The sequence below is a fragment of the Pseudomonas weihenstephanensis genome, from assembly GCF_016812185.1.
Taxonomy (GTDB): domain Bacteria; phylum Pseudomonadota; class Gammaproteobacteria; order Pseudomonadales; family Pseudomonadaceae; genus Aquipseudomonas; species Aquipseudomonas weihenstephanensis.
This window is the reverse complement of the sequence record NZ_JAAEBV010000001.1, coordinates 716,429-735,189: the sequence shown is the minus strand read 5'-3', so window position 1 is coordinate 735,189 and position 18,761 is coordinate 716,429. Positions and strand designations below refer to the sequence as shown.

16 protein-coding genes are annotated in these 18,761 nt (G+C 59.3%); 3 read left to right on the top strand and 13 right to left on the bottom strand.

The genetic code is table 11. From position 1 onward, the window contains the following. Positions 1 to 3 precede the first annotated feature (3 nt). The 10 genes from GYN01_RS03145 to GYN01_RS03100 all read right to left on the bottom strand — a co-directional run bounded on the left by GYN01_RS03145 (position 4) and on the right by GYN01_RS03100 (position 12,781). A complete protein-coding gene (locus GYN01_RS03145) occupies positions 4 to 825 on the bottom strand; it encodes an acyltransferase (RefSeq protein WP_048365136.1) in 822 nt (273 codons plus the stop codon). Continuing rightward, the gene (locus GYN01_RS03140) at positions 822 to 2,216 is read right to left on the bottom strand and encodes an O-antigen ligase family protein (RefSeq protein WP_048365137.1); all 1,395 of its coding nucleotides are present in this window, start codon (positions 2,214 to 2,216) and stop codon (positions 822 to 824) included. Before GYN01_RS03140 ends, GYN01_RS03145 begins: the two co-directional genes overlap by 4 nt. Continuing rightward, positions 2,216 to 3,316, bottom strand: coding sequence for a glycosyltransferase family 4 protein (locus GYN01_RS03135; RefSeq protein WP_203306577.1), 1,101 nt, complete (start codon positions 3,314 to 3,316; stop codon positions 2,216 to 2,218). Before GYN01_RS03135 ends, GYN01_RS03140 begins: the two co-directional genes overlap by 1 nt. Continuing rightward, a complete protein-coding gene (locus tag GYN01_RS03130) occupies positions 3,307 to 4,524 on the bottom strand; it encodes a glycosyltransferase family 4 protein (protein ID WP_048365139.1) in 1,218 nt (405 codons plus the stop codon). Before GYN01_RS03130 ends, GYN01_RS03135 begins: the two co-directional genes overlap by 10 nt. Beyond that, on the bottom strand, positions 4,521 to 5,849 hold the full coding sequence (locus GYN01_RS03125) for a beta-galactosidase (protein ID WP_203306576.1): 1,329 nt from the start codon (positions 5,847 to 5,849) through the stop codon (positions 4,521 to 4,523). Before GYN01_RS03125 ends, GYN01_RS03130 begins: the two co-directional genes overlap by 4 nt. After that, entirely contained in the window at positions 5,839 to 7,029 is a 1,191-nt protein-coding gene (locus GYN01_RS03120; RefSeq protein WP_203306575.1) for a glycosyltransferase, read from the bottom strand. Before GYN01_RS03120 ends, GYN01_RS03125 begins: the two co-directional genes overlap by 11 nt. Continuing rightward, entirely contained in the window at positions 7,029 to 9,023 is a 1,995-nt protein-coding gene (locus tag GYN01_RS03115) for an exopolysaccharide transport family protein (RefSeq protein WP_048365142.1), read from the bottom strand. The genes GYN01_RS03120 and GYN01_RS03115 overlap by 1 nt, the downstream gene beginning before the upstream one ends. A 19-nt stretch (positions 9,024 to 9,042) precedes the next feature. Further along, positions 9,043 to 9,819 carry a polysaccharide biosynthesis/export family protein gene (locus GYN01_RS03110; protein WP_048365143.1) on the bottom strand — a complete coding sequence of 259 codons (777 nt, stop codon included), beginning with the start codon at positions 9,817 to 9,819 and terminating at the stop codon, positions 9,043 to 9,045. 67 nt (positions 9,820 to 9,886) lie between these two features. Beyond that, positions 9,887 to 11,344, bottom strand: a complete 1,458-nt coding sequence (locus GYN01_RS03105; protein WP_048365144.1) for a mannose-1-phosphate guanylyltransferase/mannose-6-phosphate isomerase — start codon at positions 11,342 to 11,344, stop codon at positions 9,887 to 9,889. Further along, positions 11,345 to 12,781 (bottom strand): undecaprenyl-phosphate glucose phosphotransferase, encoded by a 1,437-nt coding sequence (locus GYN01_RS03100; protein ID WP_203306574.1) that lies wholly within the window; start codon positions 12,779 to 12,781, stop codon positions 11,345 to 11,347. Between the two features lie 417 nt (positions 12,782 to 13,198). Here GYN01_RS03100 and yegS point away from each other — a divergent pair, with 417 nt between their 5' ends. Further along, positions 13,199 to 14,098 (top strand): lipid kinase YegS, encoded by a 900-nt coding sequence (gene yegS, locus GYN01_RS03095; protein ID WP_203306573.1) that lies wholly within the window; start codon positions 13,199 to 13,201, stop codon positions 14,096 to 14,098. On the opposite strand, the gene GYN01_RS03090 is transcribed toward yegS, so the two are convergent. From GYN01_RS03090 to GYN01_RS03080, 3 genes are all read right to left on the bottom strand, one after another. Continuing rightward, entirely contained in the window at positions 14,082 to 14,741 is a 660-nt protein-coding gene (locus GYN01_RS03090) for a response regulator (RefSeq protein ID WP_203306572.1), read from the bottom strand. The two genes, yegS and GYN01_RS03090, sit on opposite strands and share 17 nt — an antisense overlap. Continuing rightward, positions 14,738 to 15,628 (bottom strand): sensor histidine kinase, encoded by an 891-nt coding sequence (locus GYN01_RS03085; protein ID WP_203306786.1) that lies wholly within the window; start codon positions 15,626 to 15,628, stop codon positions 14,738 to 14,740. Before GYN01_RS03085 ends, GYN01_RS03090 begins: the two co-directional genes overlap by 4 nt. Positions 15,629 to 16,026: 398 nt before the next feature. After that, positions 16,027 to 16,455, bottom strand: coding sequence for a hypothetical protein (locus tag GYN01_RS03080; RefSeq protein ID WP_048365149.1), 429 nt, complete (start codon positions 16,453 to 16,455; stop codon positions 16,027 to 16,029). Positions 16,456 to 16,949: 494 nt separating this feature from the next. On the opposite strand from GYN01_RS03080, the gene GYN01_RS03075 reads away from it, so the two are divergent. Together GYN01_RS03075 and GYN01_RS03070 are read left to right on the top strand one after the other, a co-directional pair. Then, the gene (locus tag GYN01_RS03075; protein WP_048365150.1) at positions 16,950 to 17,885 is read left to right on the top strand and encodes a chemotaxis protein CheV; all 936 of its coding nucleotides are present in this window, start codon (positions 16,950 to 16,952) and stop codon (positions 17,883 to 17,885) included. 59 nt (positions 17,886 to 17,944) lie between these two features. Then, complete coding sequence (locus GYN01_RS03070; protein ID WP_203306571.1) at positions 17,945 to 18,751, top strand: MOSC domain-containing protein; 807 nt, start codon at positions 17,945 to 17,947, stop codon at positions 18,749 to 18,751. Positions 18,752 to 18,761: the final 10 nt, after the last annotated feature.

The following is an 18,761-nucleotide window of genomic DNA, read 5'->3' as shown; positions in this document are numbered from 1 at the left end:
GGCCTAGTGGAACAAGGTGAACAGGCCTTTGCCGCCCACCTTGTAGTTGAGGTTGCGGCAGCGTTCGCCTTTGATGGTGGCGTCCGGTCCGCCGACGATGGCATAAGGTGGCACCGGTTTGGACACCACGCAATTGCCGCCCACCACCGCGCCTTCACCGATGTCGGCGCCGAACGAGAGCAGGGCGCGGCTGGCGATCCACGCGTAATCGCGAATATAAATCGGCCCACCCACGGCCCAGAACTCGGGCGCCTGCACGTCATGCCCACCGGCAATGATCAGCACGTGGGAGGCGATGGTGACGTGATTGCCTATTATCAGGCCGCCGCGTGCGTCCAGTTGGCAGTGCCAGCCCACGGTACTGTCCTCGCCAATGCGCAAGCCATCGACGCCAAGGATTTCGGTGTTGCGCCACACGGTCGAGCCTTTGCCAATTTTTGCCCCGCCTGCCCGCAGCCACAACAGGCGCAAGGTGTGGCTGGGGATCTTGCAGATCAGGATGTTGTAGGCCAACTCCCACCAGCGCAGCATGCGGTCGCGCAACGTCGCCCAGTTCTTTCCGTAGAGCGGGATCAGCGCCCCTTTGCCTTCTCGGCCCAGCAAGGCGTAAAAGCGCCGTGCCAGAGGGTGTTCGATGCGCGGCTCAATGTTCAAGTAGCTGATGAAACATAACGTGTCGCCCTTGAGCGGTTGTTCAAAACACACGTCGTTGGCCAGCATCCAGTCGTAGGCCTCGCTCAGCTCTTGAACGCTGACGCCCATTTTTTCGGCGTACTCGGGCAGGGCCAGGCGCAGGTTTCGCGAGTGAAAAAGACGGTGCTTCATGGGCGAACTCCTGAAAGGGGCGTCGAGGCGTTGTGTTTGAGGCGCTTGGCTTCGTGCAGGCTCAGGCCGAGCATCAACCAGAACAACGCGATCAATACTTGAGTGAAACTGAAGTAGTGGTCGAACAGGCCGCTGACCAACGCGGCCAAAATGCCCACTGTGGTGCCGAACCAGATCGCATTGTCTGCGCTCAGGACGAGGGTGCTTTGTTGAGGGCGCACGGCGCGCCACCAACTCACTACCACGCCAATGAACAGCAGCATGCCGGGCAGCCCGGTTTTGTACATGAAGTTGAGAAACAGGTTGGAGATACCCAGCAGCCCGGTGCCCGCAACGCCCGCTTCAACCTTGAAACCAATGCCCAGAGGAAAGGTAGCGATGGCTCTGGGGAAGGCGCGGTATTCGTCCAGGCGCACGCTGGTACTGCCGCTGTCGGAGGTTGAAAAAATATCCGCCAGGCGGTCTTGTAACGGTGGGTACACCAACAGCAGCACGAACATTGCAGCGACACCGGCAAACAGCATGCGCCCGGTGTAAGGCACCCGCTTGGCCGCGCACCAGACCAGCACCACCAGCATGCTGATCAAGGCGCCGCGTGAGCCGGTCATGGCCAGTGCAAGAATGCCCAAGACCGCGACGCTGATGCCCAGCGCTTTGGGCCAGCCACGGCGGGTCACGCCGAAACACAGGGCCAGCGGCACCAGCAGCGCCATGGCGCCGCCAGTGACGTTGGGGTGCATCCACGGCGAACTCATGCGCGTGGTGAAGGACTGCAAGCGATCATCGAGCATGCTCACCCCGCCATACCCCAAGTGCCCGAGGATCGACGTAATACCGCTGGCTGAGCGGTCGCGCACGTACACCGGGATCGACAGCAGCAGCAAGAACAGCGTGCCCAGCAGCAGCGCGATGACCATCTGCTCGCGGGCCTTGGGCGTGTCGAGCAGGCGCGGCACCAAAAACAGAACGGACAGGTTCAGCAACCAGCGCACCCAGTTCACCGGGCCGTTACCTTCGGCGGTCACCATCAACTGACCGACGATAAACGGCAATGCACTGAACAGCATCAGCGCCAATACCCAGCGTTCGGTGCGCATCAGCTTGGGCGCAGGTCCCAGATGGTTGAGCATTTTTTGCACCAGCACGCTGCCCCACACCAGCAGGATCAGCAGCTCGGAGACGGTGGTGCGAAAGCCGATATTGATCGTGGTGTACGGCAAAAACGTCGCCAGCACGCCAAACAGCAATAGCCCCCACAAAGGGTGGCGCAGCACCGTCACCACGCCCGCCACACCGACCATCAACACGATGACGCTGAGCGGCGGCAATACCCAGACCATCAGCCCGAACAGCAGGCTGAACAACACTGCAAGCGGGAGTGCCAAGGGCATTAGCGAAGCTCCTCCAGCAGCTCATTGAAGCGCTGGCGATAGGCATCGTCAGCGTAGCGGGTGGCCCAGGCTTTCATCTGTTCAGGGGCTTGGGGACCTTGGGTCGCCAGTGTCAGCATCAATTCGGTCAGGGCGTAGCTGTCGGTGGGCGAAAAACGCGGGCTGTCAGGCGGGGTGATTTCATCCAGCGCCGAACCACTGGCCACGGCCACCGAAGTGCCCACGCTCAAGGCTTCGATCACCGGCAAGCCAAAGCCTTCGGCGAAAGAGGGTTGCCACAGGCGTTCGGCCTGCTGGTAAACGGCGTGCAATTGCGCGTCTGTCAGGTCGCTTAAAAAGTGCAGGCCGGGCAATTGTTGTAACGGCTGGGGCAGGTGTTCGCGCGCGCCCACCAGCACTAATTCCGGTACGTGTTCGCTGCGTTGGCGTGCGGCGTGCCAAGCGCTGACCAGCCACGGGATATTTTTGCGCGGCTCGCGGGTGCCCACCGCCAGCCAGTAACGCGGTGGCAGGTTGAGGTCGGTGATGTCGGCCGGCTCACCGACAAAGCCGCTCACCAGGTTGGGCAGCACCCGTACTTTGCCTTTGGCTTCGGGGAACAGTTTGACCACTTCGTCGGCGGTGTATTGCGAAGGGGTCCAGATCCGGTCGGCGACCTTGATCGAGTGGCCGATCGAGAGTTTGTCGCTGGTGCGGTACACCTTAGCCTTGAGGCGTGAGCCGTGGTGGTTGGTGTGCGTCAGTTGGAACAGGTCGTGCAGTTGCAGCACGTAGCGCATGCCGGGTGGCTTGGCCCCCATCGGCAAGCCCATGTTGAAATTGCAGATATGGATGTCGATCCCGGCTTCGCGCAGGGCACCCGGCAGGAAGCCGCCTTCGAAACGCAAACGGCTGGGCAGCCGATGCACCCCTTGCAAGGGTGAACCCCAGCGCGGGCAATGCACGCGACGGCGCAGCGGGTGATCTTCGGGCGCTACGCCAAACAACTGCAACTGCACCTCGGGGTGCGCGCGCAATGCGGCTTCCAGTGCCAGCGCCTGACGACCAATGCCGCTGTTGCCGTAGCCCGCTGCGGGGCGGTAATCCAGACCTATGCGCATACGCTGACTTCTTCTTTTAAGGAGGGAAGGCGGGTGTAAACCTGTTCCAGCTGGGCCGCGGCCACTGACCAGTCGTGCTCGGCCCTGACGTAAGCACGCCCGGCCTCGCCGATGCGCTGCAAGAGCGCAGGATCGCTGAGCGCCACGTTCAACAATTGCGCCAGTTCCTGAGGGTTTTCGCTGCCCAGGTAGTGGTCGCCGTTGATGACCTTCAAACCTGACGTACCCTGCCCGGTGGTGACCACCGGCAAACCGGCAGCCATCGCTTCGAGCACTTTAAGCTTGGAGCCGCCGCCCTGACGCAGCGGGGCAAAAAACACTGCGGCCTGGCGTTGCAGGTCGCGCAAATCGGGCACAAAGCCCTGCCATTCGATGCGTGGGTCCGGCCAGCGCTGGCGCCAATCGTGGGGCAAGCCAAAGCCGCAAATAGCGAACCGCACGTTCGGGTTGAGCGCCCACAGCGCCGGCAAAATGCTGTCCAGCGCCCATTCCACGGCATCCACGTTGGGGTGGTATTCGTAATTGCCGACAAACAGCAGGCGCTGGCTGTGCACGTCCGGCTGAACCGCTGCGTAATGGGCGCTGTCGACGCCGTTGACCACCACCGACACCGGCGTGTGTGTCAGTTGACGCAGGGTGTGAGCGTCCTGTTCAGTGACGGCGATTAATTCCTTTGCCAGCCCGAACACGCGTTTTTCCCAGCGCCGGTAACGCCATTGGTCATAGGAGGTAAACGGCTTGAACCAACCGGGCAGCCGGTCGTAGCTGGCCGCGCCCAAGGCGGATTCGACGTTGTGTTCGGTGAGGATAAAATCGCGCCCGGTCGCACTCAGCGCACGTTCGAACGGTTGAAAACTGTAGCTGTGCTCGATCTGGATCACGTCCCACGGTGCTTGCAGCAGCTCACTCCACTGCTGCTCAAGCGGCGCGCTGACGCCGTTGATCGCGGCCAGCATGGGGTAGGGCGCGAGGGCCACGGCCAGTAATGTTTTCAGGCTGCGTAAGGGGCGTCTGGGCATGACGATCAACCGCTCGACAAACGGCTCAAGTGCGGCACGGGTGTCAGCGTCGAGTACCGTTTTGGATTGCACCAGCAAGGTGATGCGATGCCCGCGTGCCGCCAGACTGCGCAGCAGATGGTACTGGCGGGTTTTGCCGCCGCTGGTGGTGGGCCACGGTAAGTAGGGCAGCGTCCAAAGTATGTTCATGGTGTCCATACCAACAGTTGCAGGCTGGTTTTAAGCGGCACCGTGATTGCCGATGCATCGCTCAACGGGGTTTCACTGCCATCGTGCGGGTTGTACAGCGTGGCCTGGGTGATGCCGGGCAAGTGCACCTGTTCACCGCTGGCGCTCCAGAACATCCACAGGCGTTTGCCGTCGCTGCGGGTCCAGCCAATGCTGTACAGATCGCTCGGCGCGCCCTCGACGGTGGGTGCATCCGCCGGGTCTATACGTGGGCCTGTGACGTCGAAAAAGTGTTGCAGCGCCACATACACAGGCTTGGGGTTGCCTTGCAGATCGAGCAATCCGTAGAACTGATCACGCGGGCTGGCGCGTCGGTCCAGATCGCTGAGGTTAAACAGGAAGATGCGCTGGAAATCCATCGCGCTCATCAAGGCCAGACGGCGCAGGGTGTAGTCGGCTTGCCCGTCCACGCCAATCAGCAGCTGCATTTCTTTGGGGCCGTTGTAACTCGACCAGCCCCATTCGGTGGCCCAGACCTGCGCGATGCCTTTGGCGTGCAAGGCATTGTTGAGGAAGTTGGAGCGGGTCAAGAAGTCCTTGTCCGCCGGGTTGTCACCTTCGGGGTACTGAGAATAAGGGTGATAGGCGGTGATCAGGTGTTGCTCGGCCAAGCCTTTTTCCAGCAGTTTTTGCAGCATCAGACCTTCTTGCTTGGGCATCTGGCTGTAGTACGCCATGCCAGCCGTGGCGACCTGTTGCCCTGGCAGTTGCGCACGCAGAGCGTCGGCGGTAGTGGTCAGCAGGCGGTAGTACGCGTCGGGATCGGCCTGTGGCATCCACATGATGTTGGGCTCGTTCCACACCTGCCACACATTCACCTGTGGGTAGCGCTGGGCCAGCATCTGCATGCGCTGGGCAAACACGTTGACGTCTTTGGGCGGGTACTGATCGTTGACCTGGGCGCCCTCTGGCAGGCTGCTGGCGAAGGGTGCCGAGCCGACCAGGTACGCCAGGGTTTTGAGTTGGTGGGCGCTGATGGCCTGCATCACACCATCGAGCGGGGCCAGTTGCAGCTGGTTTTCTTCAGGCTCGATCATGGCCCAGTGAATGGTCAGGCGTACCCAGTCGAGCCCCAGCTCGTCGAGGCGCTGCATCTGTTTTTCATACACCGGCTGGGGAAAGTATTGAAACTGCGCATTCACCCCCAGGAAGTCTTTCCACTCAATGGGGCGTGGCCCGCGCAAGGTGGTGCCTTCGGCTTCGGCGGGCGGGCTCCACGGCAACAGACTGACACCCACTGCCACGAGCAGCAGCAGGAGCAGCCAAATAACAGGTTTACGCCACATGAGTGCGTCCCCAGCAGGCGGATTTGAACATCTGATGAAAACGTTTGGCGGTTTCGCTCCACACGCGTTCGTCGCCGATTTTTTGCGCGTGTTCGGCCCAGCGCAGCGCCATCTGCGGATCGGCACACAGGTGGCCCAATTCAGCCGCCAGTGCCGCCACGTTGCCTTGGGGGTAGATCACGCCATTGCCGTGGTCGACCTCTTCGGCAAAGGAGCGAGCATCCGAGGTGATGACTCCGCGCCCACAGGCGGCTGCCCAGGACAACGCACCGCTGGTGCCGCGCAGTTGGCCCAGCAGCTTGAGTTTGCTCGACTCGCGGTACGGCAGCACCATGACGTGATGGGCCTGGATGACCTTGGCGATTTCACTGGCCGGTAAATCCAGGTGCCATTCGATGCTCTTCTCCAGTCCCAGTTGTTCGATGCGTTGGCGCAACAAGTGCAGATAACTGCCTCCCGACTCGAAGGCCATTTCCGGCTCGCTGCCCCCGGCCAGCGTCAGCGTCAGGTGCTGTTTGAGTTCGGGTTTTTGCGTGAAGGTCATGGCCAGCGCTTCAAGCAAGTCTTCAATGCCCTTGCCGCGATAAATGAAGCCGAAGTACAGCAGTTTTAGCGGATCAAGGGCTGGCATGGGCGCGGGCGGGATCAACAGGTTGCCGTGGGGGATGACCACCATTTGTTCAGCGTGCAGGCCCATGCGCTGTTTGAGGCAATCGACGCCTGATTGGGTCAGCGTCACCAGACGCGTCAGGTTGCGGGCCAGTTGCCGCTCTTCATACAGGCACAACGGATCAGCCAGTACCGTGGCCATTTGTGGCAGTGGAGAGGGCAGGCGGCTGGCCAGCGACAACGGCCACGGCAGCTTGGCCCGGCGCCACACCAGACGCTCAGGGTCATGCACGGTGGCGGTCAGGGGTAATTTTGCAAAACGCTGGCGTAATGCGCGCAGGGCATGAAACTCGGCCAAACGCCCACCACCCAACTCGGCGTGCACCAGATCGATGCCGCGCCAATCGGTGCTCGCCACCCGTTGCACTGCGCGCTCGGGGTCGTTGCCAATGCCGGCCAGCGGCGTGCTGACTTCAATGCCCTGACTCAGCAGGGCGGCCTTGAGGTGCCCTGCATAGTCGGCAATTCCGTTTTGTTCAGGCGCCAATGGCGCAAGCAGGGCAATGTGCATCAGGCTTTACCCCGAATGCGGGCCAGGACGTTCAACACCTTTTCGGGGATGTCGAAGCGACGGCGGTTGATGATGATCCCGTCCACACGCTTGAACGCGGTATTGAGCGTATTGAGCGCGGTTTGCAGGATAGGCACGGTGGTTTTTTCGGCTTCCACGATCAGGCAAATCAGGTCGGCCTGACGCAGAATCACGAACGCTTCCTGATTGGAGAAGAAACCTGAGGCATCCAGCAGCAGGATTTCGCCCGGTGCCGCAGGGCCAACGCCGTTGACGCGCACTTGATGGCCGCGTTCCACCAGCAGTTCGCGCAGGTGCTCAATCACAAAGCTCACGCCTTCGCCTTTACGCGCCGAGGTCAACCCGATGCTCAGGCCGCGCTCGGCCACTTGCTCCAGCGGCAGTACGCCATACAAGCGGTACATGCTGGCGATAAAGGCGCTGCGCCGTTGCGGCTGCTTGTCGCTGAGGTCTTGCAGGCTGGTCCAGACCTTGACCCCGAAACGCTCTTCGATGTGGTCGCCGTCGTGGATGCGCTGATCCAGCAGGTAGAAGAAGTACAGCGCCAGCAAGCCGACCGCGAGGCTGATCGGGATCGCCAAAAACAGCATCAGCAGGCTTTTGGGGAACACACGGTTAGGGTTGAGCGTGGCTTGTTCAATCACCGCGATGTTGCTGATGCGGCTCTTGTCCAGTTCACGGTCAATCCGGGCTTTTTCGGTGCTGTCGCTGTACAGCGCGAAGCTTTTTTCAGCCGCCGCCAATTCGCGCTGCAAACGCGACAGCTCAGGCTCCAGGGCCAGCGCTTCTCGTCGGTCTTGCTCAAGCTTTTCAAGTTGCACCTTTTGCTGGGCCGCTTGGGTTTTCAGGCGGCTGAGGCTGGCTTGCTGGTCGGCAAAGCTGTTTTGCAGACGCGTGAATACCGGGTTGGGGGCCAGGTTTTCGCTGCGTTGCACCACCGCTTTTTCACTGTTGAGCAGGGCTTGCAGGTTGGCGATGGCAGCGTCCAGCGCTTTGACCGGCGGTGCGGTTTCTTTGAAGGTGCGGGTCATCTCCTGACGTTCGATCAGCTTGGCATTGATGCGTTGGGCCAAGTCTTGACGGTCGGGGTTTATGCTGATCTGGCGCCCGATGCTGATCTCTTTTTTCATGCTGTTGAGCTGCGCTTGAATGGTGTCCAGACCGCTTTGGGTCGAGGCCACGGCGCGGGTGGTGTTGAGGTGCTCACCCTTGAGGTTGTTGAGGTTGCGAGCGATGTCGTTCAGGCGCTCAGTGATGCTCACCGCCCCCAGTTGGTTGAGGATGGTTTCGATCTGGCGCTGAAGGTCGAGGATGCGCGCTTGCGTGGATGCCGCTTCTGCTTCATAGAAACCGTACAAGCTCTTGCGGCCCATGGTCGAGGTGCGCTCTTGCTCGTATTGGTCGATCCAGGTTTTGACCACCTGTTGTGCGACCTCGGGATCATTCCAGGTAAAACTCACCTCCATCACCGAAGAGCCGGGGGCGTGGGTCACGCTGAAGTTCTTACTCAGTTGCTCGGCCAGACGCTCGACCGGGGTTTGTTTCTCGACCAGCCCAAGCATTTGTAAAAAGCCGCGGCCGATATCAACCAGGCCCTGCACGGTGGCCTTCAGCGCATTTTTGACCGTGGCCACCACGCCGGTAGGTTGCGGCTGGCGTGACAGGTCATCGAGGTACTTCTCGGCCACCATCCGCACAATCGGGCGCCCGGTGAGGATGCGTTCTTCATCGATGATCGGGTCGCGCATGGCGCTGGGGATGACCACCGCCTGGCGGTCGGCAATTTCAATCGGCAAGGTGCTGGTATCGCGGCCGGGTTTAACCAGTAACAGCGCGGTGGACTCAAAGCGGTTGGGCAGCAGGAATGCACCCAGCACGATGATGATGAACGTCACCAGCACAGTGATTTTGACTTCGCGCTTGAAGATGAAGAACAGGCGCAATAAATCGCGGAAAGAACGGATATTGATCATGTCGGCAGTCCTTTGGCGATTAGTTATTGTCGTTTTTACGCAGTTCGTAGGACGCCCCGATGCCAATTGATTTGGTAAACGGAATCAATTGGTTGAGGTAGAGATCGACCCACTCGATGCCATTGCCCACTGACGACTTGGGCACAAACACAACGTCGCCGCGTTGCAGCAGAACCGGTGCTTGCATGCCATTGCCACGGGCAATGGAGTTTTTGTAATCAAAAAAGTAGGTGTTGTAGCGCCCGTCATCCTCTTGGCGCAGCAGGGCAACGTTGTTGCTGTCGCCCACCGGCTGCACGCCGCCAGCGCCCACAATGGCCTGCTCCAGCGTGGTGGCTATGTTGACTTGCAAGGTGGCCGGGTTGTGTACCGCCCCGCCTACGTACACCGTGTTACTGGGCGTTTGCGAGAAGTTGATGGTCAGCGACGGGTCTTGATAAACGTGGGTCAGCTTTTTTTCCAGCACCGTGGTGAGCTGGTCCGGGGTCATGCCCGCCGCTTTGACACTGCCAATGTAGGGGTAAGAAAACGTGCCGTCGGTGCGCACGTTAAACAGTGTCAGTTCATAGATCGAGTTGGCGGTAAACGCTGAGATAGAAGGCGCTTCACCGGTATTACGGACAATGCGCAACGTGTCGCCTGCGCGGATACGTTCCAGTGGCAGCGGCTTGCCCGCCAGGGCCAGGCCGGCGCGATGGCCTTCGCGTAATACCTCGTCGTCAGGCAGCGCCACTTTGGACGGCAGGCTGCACGCACTTAGCAACACAACACTCAACATCAGCAGGACTTTTTTCATTGTTTGCGCTTCCTGGCATGCATGGTCACAGCGCCCTTGCGGGTCATTGGCAATCGAACAGCCTGATTCAGCTTTTGCTGGCGTCGACGGGCACACGCCCGTAAATGTCAGTGAAACGCACGATGTCGTCTTCGCCCAGGTACTCACCGCTTTGCACCTCGATCATCACCAGATCAACCACCCCGGGGTTGACCAGGCGGTGGGTTTTACCCGGTTTGATAAAGGTGGATTCGTTGGTGTCGAGCAGAAATTCGTCGTCGCCATGGGTGACCCTGGCCATGCCGCTGACCACAATCCAGTGCTCACTGCGGTGGTGGTGCATTTGCAGGGACAAGGTGCCCTGCGGCTTGACCACAATGCGTTTGATTTTGAAGCGCCGGCCTTCTTCGAGCACCGTGTAAGTGCCCCACGGGCGAGTCACGGTGCGATGCAGGCGGTAGGCGTCGTGGCCCTGACGCTTGAGCGTCTGGGCGATGTACTTCACGTCCTGGCTGCGTTTTGAGTCAGCGATCAACAGGGCGTCCGGGGTGTCGATGATGATCAGGTCGTTGAGGCCGACGCCGCCCACCAGGCGTTTGGGCGAATCGATGTAGCAGTTGTGCACATCGTGCAGCACGTTTTCGCCGTTGCACTGATTGCCATTGGCGTCGGCGGGGCTGAGTTCGCGCACCGCTTCCCACGAGCCGATGTCGCTCCAGCCCAGGCTGCATGGCACCACGGCGACTTTTTGCGAGCGCTCCATCAACGCGTAATCGATGGAAATATCCGGGGCGAGGGCAAAGGTGGTGCTGTCCAGTTCGAGGTGGACTTCCTGTTTGCCCTGGAATACCTGGCTGTGTTCCAGGCAGTGGCTGACCGCCGCCAGTACGTCGGGCGCGTGTTGCTTGAACTCACGCAACACGCTGTCGACGCGCATGCAAAACATGCCGCCGTTCCACAAGTGATGGCCGCCGTCCAGGTACTGTTGCGCGGTGGCTGCATCGGGCTTTTCAACGAAGCGGGCCACTTGATACGCGTCGCCGTTCAGCGCTTGGCCTTTCTCGATGTAGCCGAACCCGGTTTCGGCCTTGGTCGGTAAAATGCCGAACGTCACCAGCCAGCCTTCGTCGGCCAATTGCCGCGCGCTGTCGACCGCTTTGCCGAAGGCTTCGATGTCTTTGATCAGGTGGTCGGCAGGCAACACCAGCAGCTGTGCGTCTGCGCCATAGCGTTGGGCCACATGCAAGGCCGCCGCCGCAATGGCAGGCGCAGTGTTGCGGCCAAAGGGTTCGAGGATGAAGTCCAACTCGACCGCGCCTTTGTTCATCTGGCGATAGTCATCCAGGGTGCGAAAAAACACCTCGCGGTTGGTGACGGTCAGTAACTGCCCCACACCGCGCAAACCGGTGGCGCGGCGAAAGGTCTTTTGCAGCAGGCTTTCACCGTCAGGCAAGCGCATAAACGGTTTGGGCATGGCTTCACGTGACACCGGCCACAGTCGCGTGCCGGCACCGCCGGCGATAATGCAGGGAATGAGTGTGCTCATTCAGAACGCCTCTTTAGTCATGATTACCGCCGGGAGTGTGCGGAACAGGATGTACAGGTCAAACCACACCGACCAGTTTTCGATGTATTCGAGATCGAACTCGACACGTTTTTCGATCTTTTCCAGGGTGTCGGTTTCGCCCCGATAGCCATTGATTTGTGCCCAGCCGGTGATGCCGGGTTTTACCCGATGGCGTGAGGTGTATTCCTGCACGGCCTCTTCAAATAAAATGCCTGCCGCTTTGGTGGCCGTGGCATGCGGGCGCGGGCCGACCATCGACATGCTGCCGGCGAACACGTTGAACAGTTGCGGCAATTCATCAAGGCTGGTTTTGCGGATAAAACGCCCGACCCGTGTGACACGCGGATCGCCGCGCGTGGTTTGTTTGTCGGCGGTGAAGTCTGACTGGTTTTGGTACATCGAACGAAACTTGAACACCTCAATCAGGCGATTGTTATAGCCGTAGCGTTTCTGACGAAACAGGACGGGGCCGGGGGAGTCGATTTTTATCGCCAGCGCCACCAGCAGCATGATCGGTGACAGCAGGATCAGCGCGAAGGTCGACAGCACCATGTCCTCAATGCGTTTGAATACCGGCGACCAGCCCCGCAGCGGCACCTCGGAGGCGTTAAACATCGGTAGGTTGGCGACTTCGCTGATGCGGTTGTGCGCATGGCGAAAGGCAATCATGTCGGGCACCAGCAGCACGTTGACCGGGAATTTGCGCAGGTTGCGAATGATGTAGTCCAGCCGGTTTTCAGCCGACCAGGGCAGCGCGACCAGAATTTGCGTGACCTTTTCTTCGCGGATCATTTTTTCCAGATCCTGGGTGTTACCGAGCAAGGGCAGGTGGGCGACGGTGTCTGGCAGGCGGGCCACGCGGTCATCGACAAAGCCGATGACACCGGAACGAATGTCCTGATGCTGGGCCAGGTATTCGGCCAGGCGCACCCCGTTTTCGGTGGCGCCCAAAATCACCGCTTGCTGCAAAAAAATGCCACGGCTCATCAAGCGCTTGAACAGCGTCAGCAAAATCATGCGTTCAACGCCAAATAACACCAGGCTGCCCAAGTACCACACCACTAACTCACCGTTGGAGATGAAGTTGAACAAGTCCAGTGCGCGGTGCATGAACAGCAGCAGGCAAAACGCCGCAGACCAGGCGAACAGTGTGAGTTGCAGGCGCCAGCGGTTACTGAAAATGTTTTCGGCATAGACGCCCAGGGCTTGAAAGAACAGCACGCTGACCACACCGAAAAAAATCAGCACGGCGAAATAACTTTTGGTGGCTTCAGGGTGTTGGTCGCGCAAATAAAACAGCAGCAACAGGCCTGGCAAAATCGCAGTAACCCCATGTACCAGCCGAATGGCTAGCAAGAAGTACTCGACCATGCTCGGGCGGGTAAGGGACAAACTGTCAACGGGCTGCAAGCGCATAAGTATCCCTTCTTAATCGCCCCCGTGGCGGGGGACGGACCGCAAAGCAATGTCACTCATCCATGCTGCAAAAACGCTAATTTAGAGGCAGTCGGCGCAACGGCTAATTGTGTTTTTTATGGGGCTTTATTTGGCACTTTGTGTGTGGTCTGGAGTGTAGACACGTTTGCTTTTTTGGGGGGAAAGATTGCTCAACCCCTTGTATTCAGGCTTATACCTATCGCCTGAAGGGCTTTTTTCGCGTCTAGACAGTAGTAAAGAACATGAAACAGTTTGTCGCGAATCGAAAAACGCGATCCTTTTTTTAAAACCGTGTTTCGGCCCGGCGGGCAGGGCAACGTGACGAATAAAAAAAACGCAGGCCGTTTTCATTTGGTTGTTGTCCAAAAGGCCAGACTCACATTTGAGGGACGATGAATGAGCGCAGGAAAGGCTTTTTTAATCTTGCATGGCAAGCAGGCACTCAACGAAGACGTGCGTGCCGCCGTTGAGCAGCAACGCGCCCAAGGCTGGGAGCTGGCGGTGCGGGTGACGTGGGAGGCCGGTGATGCCCAGCGTTTGGTGCGCGAGGCTCTGGAGGCGGGGTATACCCACCTGATCGCAGGCGGGGGCGATGGCACGTTGCGTGATATCGCTGAAGCAATGGTGCAGGCCCGGACTGAGGCCAGCCTGGTGTTGCTGCCCCTGGGGACGGCCAATGACTTCGCGCGGGCAGCGGGCGTTTCGTTGGAACCTGCGAAAGCGCTGGCCTTGCTCGACACACCGGCGCGCCCTATTGATTTGGGTGATGCCGGGGGCGAGCTGTTTTTGAACATGGCCACCGGTGGCTTTGGCAGCCAGGTCACGGCCAACACATCCGAGGACTTGAAAAAAGTCTTGGGTGGCGCGGCGTATCTGTTTACCGGGCTGTCGCGTTTCAGCGAGTTGCATGCTGCGTATGCCGAGCTGCAAGGTCCCGACTTCTACTGGAAGGGCGAACTGCTGGCGTTGGGCATTGGTAACGGACGCCAGGCAGGCGGAGGGCACGAACTGTGCCCTGACGCTGTAGCCGATGATGGCCTGCTGGACATCAGCATTTTGCCGGCCCCGCAGGAAGTCGTTGGCACGCTCAAAGGGCTGATGGAGGGGGGGTGGGGGATCGACAACCTGTTCGTGCGTGCGCGCATGCCCTGGGTTGAGATCACGTCGGCCGAGGGGCTGTCGATCAATCTGGACGGTGAGCCGATGACGGGGCACGCCCGACGCTTTGCCGTGCGCAAGGGCGCGTTAAAGGTGCATTTGCCGCAAGGCTCGCCGCTGCTCAGTCATCCAGGCTGATGATTTGTTCGCGCACGGCAAACAGCACCAACCCTGCCACGTCGTGGATGTGCAGGCGCTTCATGACGTGCGCGCGGTGGGTCTCCACGGTTTTGATGCTCAGGCCCAAGCCACAGGCAATTTCGCGGGTGGATTTACCCCGCACGATGAGCCGCAGGATTTCCAGTTGGCGTTCGGTCAGGTTGTGGTTTTTGGCCTGAAGGGCGGCATGCCCCGCCCCCCGGTTGAGCGCTTGATTGATCACGGTATGTGCAATGGCCGGGCTCAAGTAACGCTCGTTATGGCGCAGCGCACCCAGTGCTTGCTCCAGCTCCACGGCACTGGTGTCTTTGAGCAAGTAGCCGTGGGCACCACTTTCAAGGGTTTGCATGATCAATTGCGGGTCGGTGTGCATGGACAGTATCAGCACTTTGCTCAGGGGCAGGGTCGCCTTGAGTCGGCGCAGCGCTTCGAGGCCACCGGTATGACGCATCGACAGGTCGAGCAGAATGATGTCCGGGTGCAGCCGTTCTGCCACTTCCAGCAATTGCCCGCCGTCATCCAGCTCACCAATGACCGCGTAGCCCGGCAAGTCGTTGATCAGTGCTTTGACCCCGGCCCGAATCAACAGATGGTCATCCACCAACAGCAGGTTACAGGTCATCGATTTTTGCTCAGGCTGGCGCGTTCGCGCTTGCGACGTGGCCACGGCAGCAGCACGTCGATTTGAGTGCCCGCCCCGGGCTCACTGATGACACGGATGCTGCCGCCCAGTTGTTCAACCCGCTCAAGCATCCCGGCCATGCCGCGTTGGCCTGCCTGGCTGGGGTTTCTGGCTGGCATGAAGCCTGCGCCATCATCGTGTACCGTCAGCTTCATGCCATCGGCCTGGCGACGCAGTTGCACCACCAGATTGGTTGCCTTGGCATGGCGCAGCACGTTGGTGACGGACTCTTGGGTGACGCGAAACAGGGCGAATGCCATGTCTTCGTGCAGGTCGGTCAGGCGCTGGTGGCATTCAAAGGTCCAGTGCAGCGACGTGTTTTCCAGCGTTTTGATCAAGTGCGCACGCAAGCTGACTTCAATTCCCAAGCTTGCGATTTGCCGAGGGTTAAACGCGGCAGACACGTCGCGCACTTTGGTCAGGGTTTCTTCGAGCACATTGCACAGGCCCAGGCAATGGCCTTGCAAGTCTTCGGGCACGCGCCGTTGCAGCCAGCGGATTTGCAAGGTGGCGGCGGTCAGGAGCTGCCCGATGTCATCATGCAGTTCGCGGCTGAGGTGTTGACGTTCACTTTCCTGAACCTGAATCAGCCGCGCCGCCAGCTCTTTGGGTTGCAGTTTGATGGCGCTGCGTGAGTCGCGGTGCAACCACCAGACGCTGCCCAGGGCCGCCAGATCGAGCAGCATCAACGCGCTTGGCAATGTCGCGGAGGTCAGGTAGACGATGATGCTCGATGTGGCCGAGCACAGACAGAGCAGCGCTGTCAGCCGGCGAGCAGTTTTACCCGTGGGCAACCAGGGCTTGAATGACTTGAGGCTGGCGTGCATAGCGTGTGGAGCCAATGGTGTTCGCTGAAGGACCTGGCAGGGGAGTGCCAGGTTTAGAGTTACACGGTCGTAAATGGATACTTGAGGCGACACCTGAACCTGTTACTTCGCAGGTATCCGGCTCAATGGGCGGCGCGCATGGTATCACTTCATTTAAAGCAGGTCGCCTTTGCTGCCCGTTAAGTTCCCCGGTGTTTGTTCGCCTTAGTTAGCGACCTGCCGGTTGTTCTTACAGCGTTAATGCGTGGAAGAACATGTGTTTAGTTGCTAGGTATTACGCAATGCGCAAGTGTAGAGCGGCGTTGATGTCACTCTAAACGTCGCCTGCGGTCGAGGGTGGGCCGGGACAGCCAAGGTTTGGCGTGTCGCTGCACCGGTTGCGCATCAGCGGCATGTATTTACTCGTTTGCCACCGGCGGACAGGAGGGGTCAGCGATCTGCGCCGCAAACGTGGCAATCAGCATCACTTGCTCGGTATCGTCCAGCACCAATTGGCCTGTTTTGAGGTCAATCAGTTCGACTTGCCAGGCCAACAGACTGAAGCAGTCCCTGAGGGTCGCCACCGTCTTGTCGCGCAGCGTGCCCAGGCTATTGGCTTGTTTGAGGAGCGTCCGCAGGGCGCGGCAAAATCCGGCTACCGGGGTGATGGCCAGTGCCTTGGCGCGCCTTTCAAGTTTTGACAGCGTCCCCAGCATGCAATTGATCGCATCTTCATCGTCGTGGATCAGTTTTAAGTGACTCAGGCATTCTTCTGCCGTGGTCAACAACACTTGAGCTTCAATTAAAAAGTCTGCTAGCGCTAACGGCCGTGTTTTGCCATTGAACATGCATCGTCTCACTCTGCTAGAACGCCATTTAAGTGAATGTCCGTACTCATTCTGCCAACGCCACGAACAGGCGTGGTACAGAGGGGCAGCGTCAGGGTGACTTTAAGTTGAACTGATCACTTTGAGGGGTTGAAAAAAGACGCATTAAACGTTCAAAAATTCGCAATGCCTTAGTGCAAGTTGCCGCTCAGACAGCGCTGTTTCAAGAATGAAAAGTTCCCGCCGTGATTCATATAATGCGAAGGGGGTCACAATAATGGCAATTGGATAGCACGAATATCAGGTCAGGCCTGATTGCCCCTAGGGGAATCCCTTAGGGCATAACGACATGGGGAGGGGGTAAGCGGCGTTTGATCGAGAAGGCATGCGGATAATTACATGCCGTGATATTAAAGTGCCATCAATTTCGGTGGGTAGATTTCTTTTCGGGGTTAAGCTCCCTGTGATTCTGCCGATAACGCTAGACATTCAGCACCCACGCCCAGGAGTTATTCATGGCCGGCATCCTCGACTCGGTAGACCAGCGCACACAGTTGGTTGGCGAAAACCGACTGGAAATTCTCATGTTCCGCCTGGCGGGTCGCCAGTTGTTCGCGATCAACGTGTTCAAGGTGCAAGAAGTCCTGCAACTGCCAAAACTGACCCTGATGCCGCAGCGTCATCCGTTTGTCTGTGGTGTTGTCAATTTGCGCGGTCAAACCTTGCCCGTCATCGACTTGTCGCAAGCCATCGGCATGCGCCCGCTGGTGCCGGGGCCTGACAGCACCATCATCGTGACCGAATACAACCGTTCGGTGCAGGCGTTTCTGGTCGGCGGTGTAGACCGGATCGTCAACATGAACTGGGAAGCCATTTTGCCCCCGCCTACCAGTGCCGGGCGCCAGCATTACCTGACCGCTATCAGCAAGGTCGACGAGCAGTTGGTCGAGATCATTGACGTCGAAAAAGTGCTGGCCGAAATCGTGCCTTACAGCGCCAAAGTCTCCCGTGAAACGTTGGAAGACCCGATTCTTGAGCATGCGCGAGGCCGCGAAGTGCTGTTGGTCGATGACTCCAAAGTAGCGCTGTCGCAGTTGCGCGAAACGCTCTCGCAGTTGGGCGTCAAAATGCACGTCGCCAGCGATGGCCTCAAAGCGTTGAACATGCTCAAAGGCTGGGCGGATTCAGGGGAGGTCATGACTGACAAGCTGCTAATGATTTTCACCGATGCCGAAATGCCTGAGATGGACGGCTACCGCCTGACCACTGAGATCCGCAACGACCCGCGTTTGCGCGGCCTGTATGTGGTGTTGCACACCTCGCTGTCAGGCAGCTTCAACGAGTCGATGGTGAAAAAGGTCGGCTGCGATAACTTCCTGTCCAAATTCCAGCCGGACAAGTTAGTGGACGTGGTGCGTCAACGCTTGGTGCTGGATCAAGTGCCGGCCTGATTCTTTGCACGAGGGGTCGGCTCGTATACTGTGGCGTTTTACTCCGCAGGGGCTGATCCATGTTGCATCTACGTTCGATTTATCGTTTCCCGCTCAAGTCCGGCCAGGGTGAAAGCCTGACGCAAGTGGGGTTGGACGCGTTGGGTGTGGTGGGTGATCGACGCTGGATGCTGGTGGACGAAGCCACCGGGCGTTTTTTGACCCAGCGCGCCGATCCAAAAATGAGCCAGCTCTCTGCGCTCTGGAACGCGAGCGGCGGGCTGACGCTCAGCACTGCGGGGACTGCGGCGCTGGATGTCGAGGTGCCGGATGCCAACACGGATCTGCGCGGCGTGACCATTTGGCGCGACACCCTGCGTGTGCCGGATGCTGGCGAAGCCGCGGCCCGCTGGCTGAGCGCTTTTATCGAGCGCCCGGTGCGCCTGGTGCATGTGCCGCTTGAGCGTGCGCGCACCACTGAAGCCGGTTATGGGCGCGACGATGACAAGGTAGCCTTTGCGGACGGCTATCCATTGCTGCTGATCGGTCAGGCTTCGCTGGACGATATTTCGACCCGGCTCGGCCGACCTCTGGACATGCTGCGTTTTCGTCCCAATCTGGTGGTCGAAGGCAGCGAAGCCTTTGCCGAAGATGGCTGGAAGCGCATTCGTATTGGCGATGTCGAATTTCGTCTGGTCAAGTCGTGTTCGCGTTGCATCCTCACCACCATCGATCCGCAAACCGGCGAGCGTGACGAGCAGCGCGAACCGTTGATGACCTTGATGAGCTACCGCAAACAGGAAGGCGGCACGATGTTCGGCCAGAACCTGGTGAACGACAGCAATGGGGTGCTGGAAGTGGGCATGCCGGTCACGGTGCTTGAATAACGCGGTGCCC

Coding starts and splice junctions, on each gene's coding strand:
- GYN01_RS03145 (WP_048365136.1), bottom strand. CDS start 825: ATGAAGCACCGTCTTTTTCACTCGCGAAACCTGCGCCTGGCCCTGCCC.
- GYN01_RS03140 (WP_048365137.1), bottom strand. CDS start 2,216: ATGCCCTTGGCACTCCCGCTTGCAGTGTTGTTCAGCCTGCTGTTCGGG.
- GYN01_RS03135 (WP_203306577.1), bottom strand. CDS start 3,316: ATGCGCATAGGTCTGGATTACCGCCCCGCAGCGGGCTACGGCAACAGC.
- GYN01_RS03130 (WP_048365139.1), bottom strand. CDS start 4,524: ATGAACATACTTTGGACGCTGCCCTACTTACCGTGGCCCACCACCAGC.
- GYN01_RS03125 (WP_203306576.1), bottom strand. CDS start 5,849: ATGTGGCGTAAACCTGTTATTTGGCTGCTCCTGCTGCTGCTCGTGGCA.
- GYN01_RS03120 (WP_203306575.1), bottom strand. CDS start 7,029: ATGCACATTGCCCTGCTTGCGCCATTGGCGCCTGAACAAAACGGAATT.
- GYN01_RS03115 (WP_048365142.1), bottom strand. CDS start 9,023: ATGATCAATATCCGTTCTTTCCGCGATTTATTGCGCCTGTTCTTCATC.
- GYN01_RS03110 (WP_048365143.1), bottom strand. CDS start 9,819: ATGAAAAAAGTCCTGCTGATGTTGAGTGTTGTGTTGCTAAGTGCGTGC.
- GYN01_RS03105 (WP_048365144.1), bottom strand. CDS start 11,344: ATGAGCACACTCATTCCCTGCATTATCGCCGGCGGTGCCGGCACGCGA.
- GYN01_RS03100 (WP_203306574.1), bottom strand. CDS start 12,781: ATGCGCTTGCAGCCCGTTGACAGTTTGTCCCTTACCCGCCCGAGCATG.
- yegS (WP_203306573.1), top strand. CDS start 13,199: ATGAGCGCAGGAAAGGCTTTTTTAATCTTGCATGGCAAGCAGGCACTC.
- GYN01_RS03090 (WP_203306572.1), bottom strand. CDS start 14,741: ATGACCTGTAACCTGCTGTTGGTGGATGACCATCTGTTGATTCGGGCC.
- GYN01_RS03085 (WP_203306786.1), bottom strand. CDS start 15,628: ATGCACGCCAGCCTCAAGTCATTCAAGCCCTGGTTGCCCACGGGTAAA.
- GYN01_RS03080 (WP_048365149.1), bottom strand. CDS start 16,455: ATGTTCAATGGCAAAACACGGCCGTTAGCGCTAGCAGACTTTTTAATT.
- GYN01_RS03075 (WP_048365150.1), top strand. CDS start 16,950: ATGGCCGGCATCCTCGACTCGGTAGACCAGCGCACACAGTTGGTTGGC.
- GYN01_RS03070 (WP_203306571.1), top strand. CDS start 17,945: ATGTTGCATCTACGTTCGATTTATCGTTTCCCGCTCAAGTCCGGCCAG.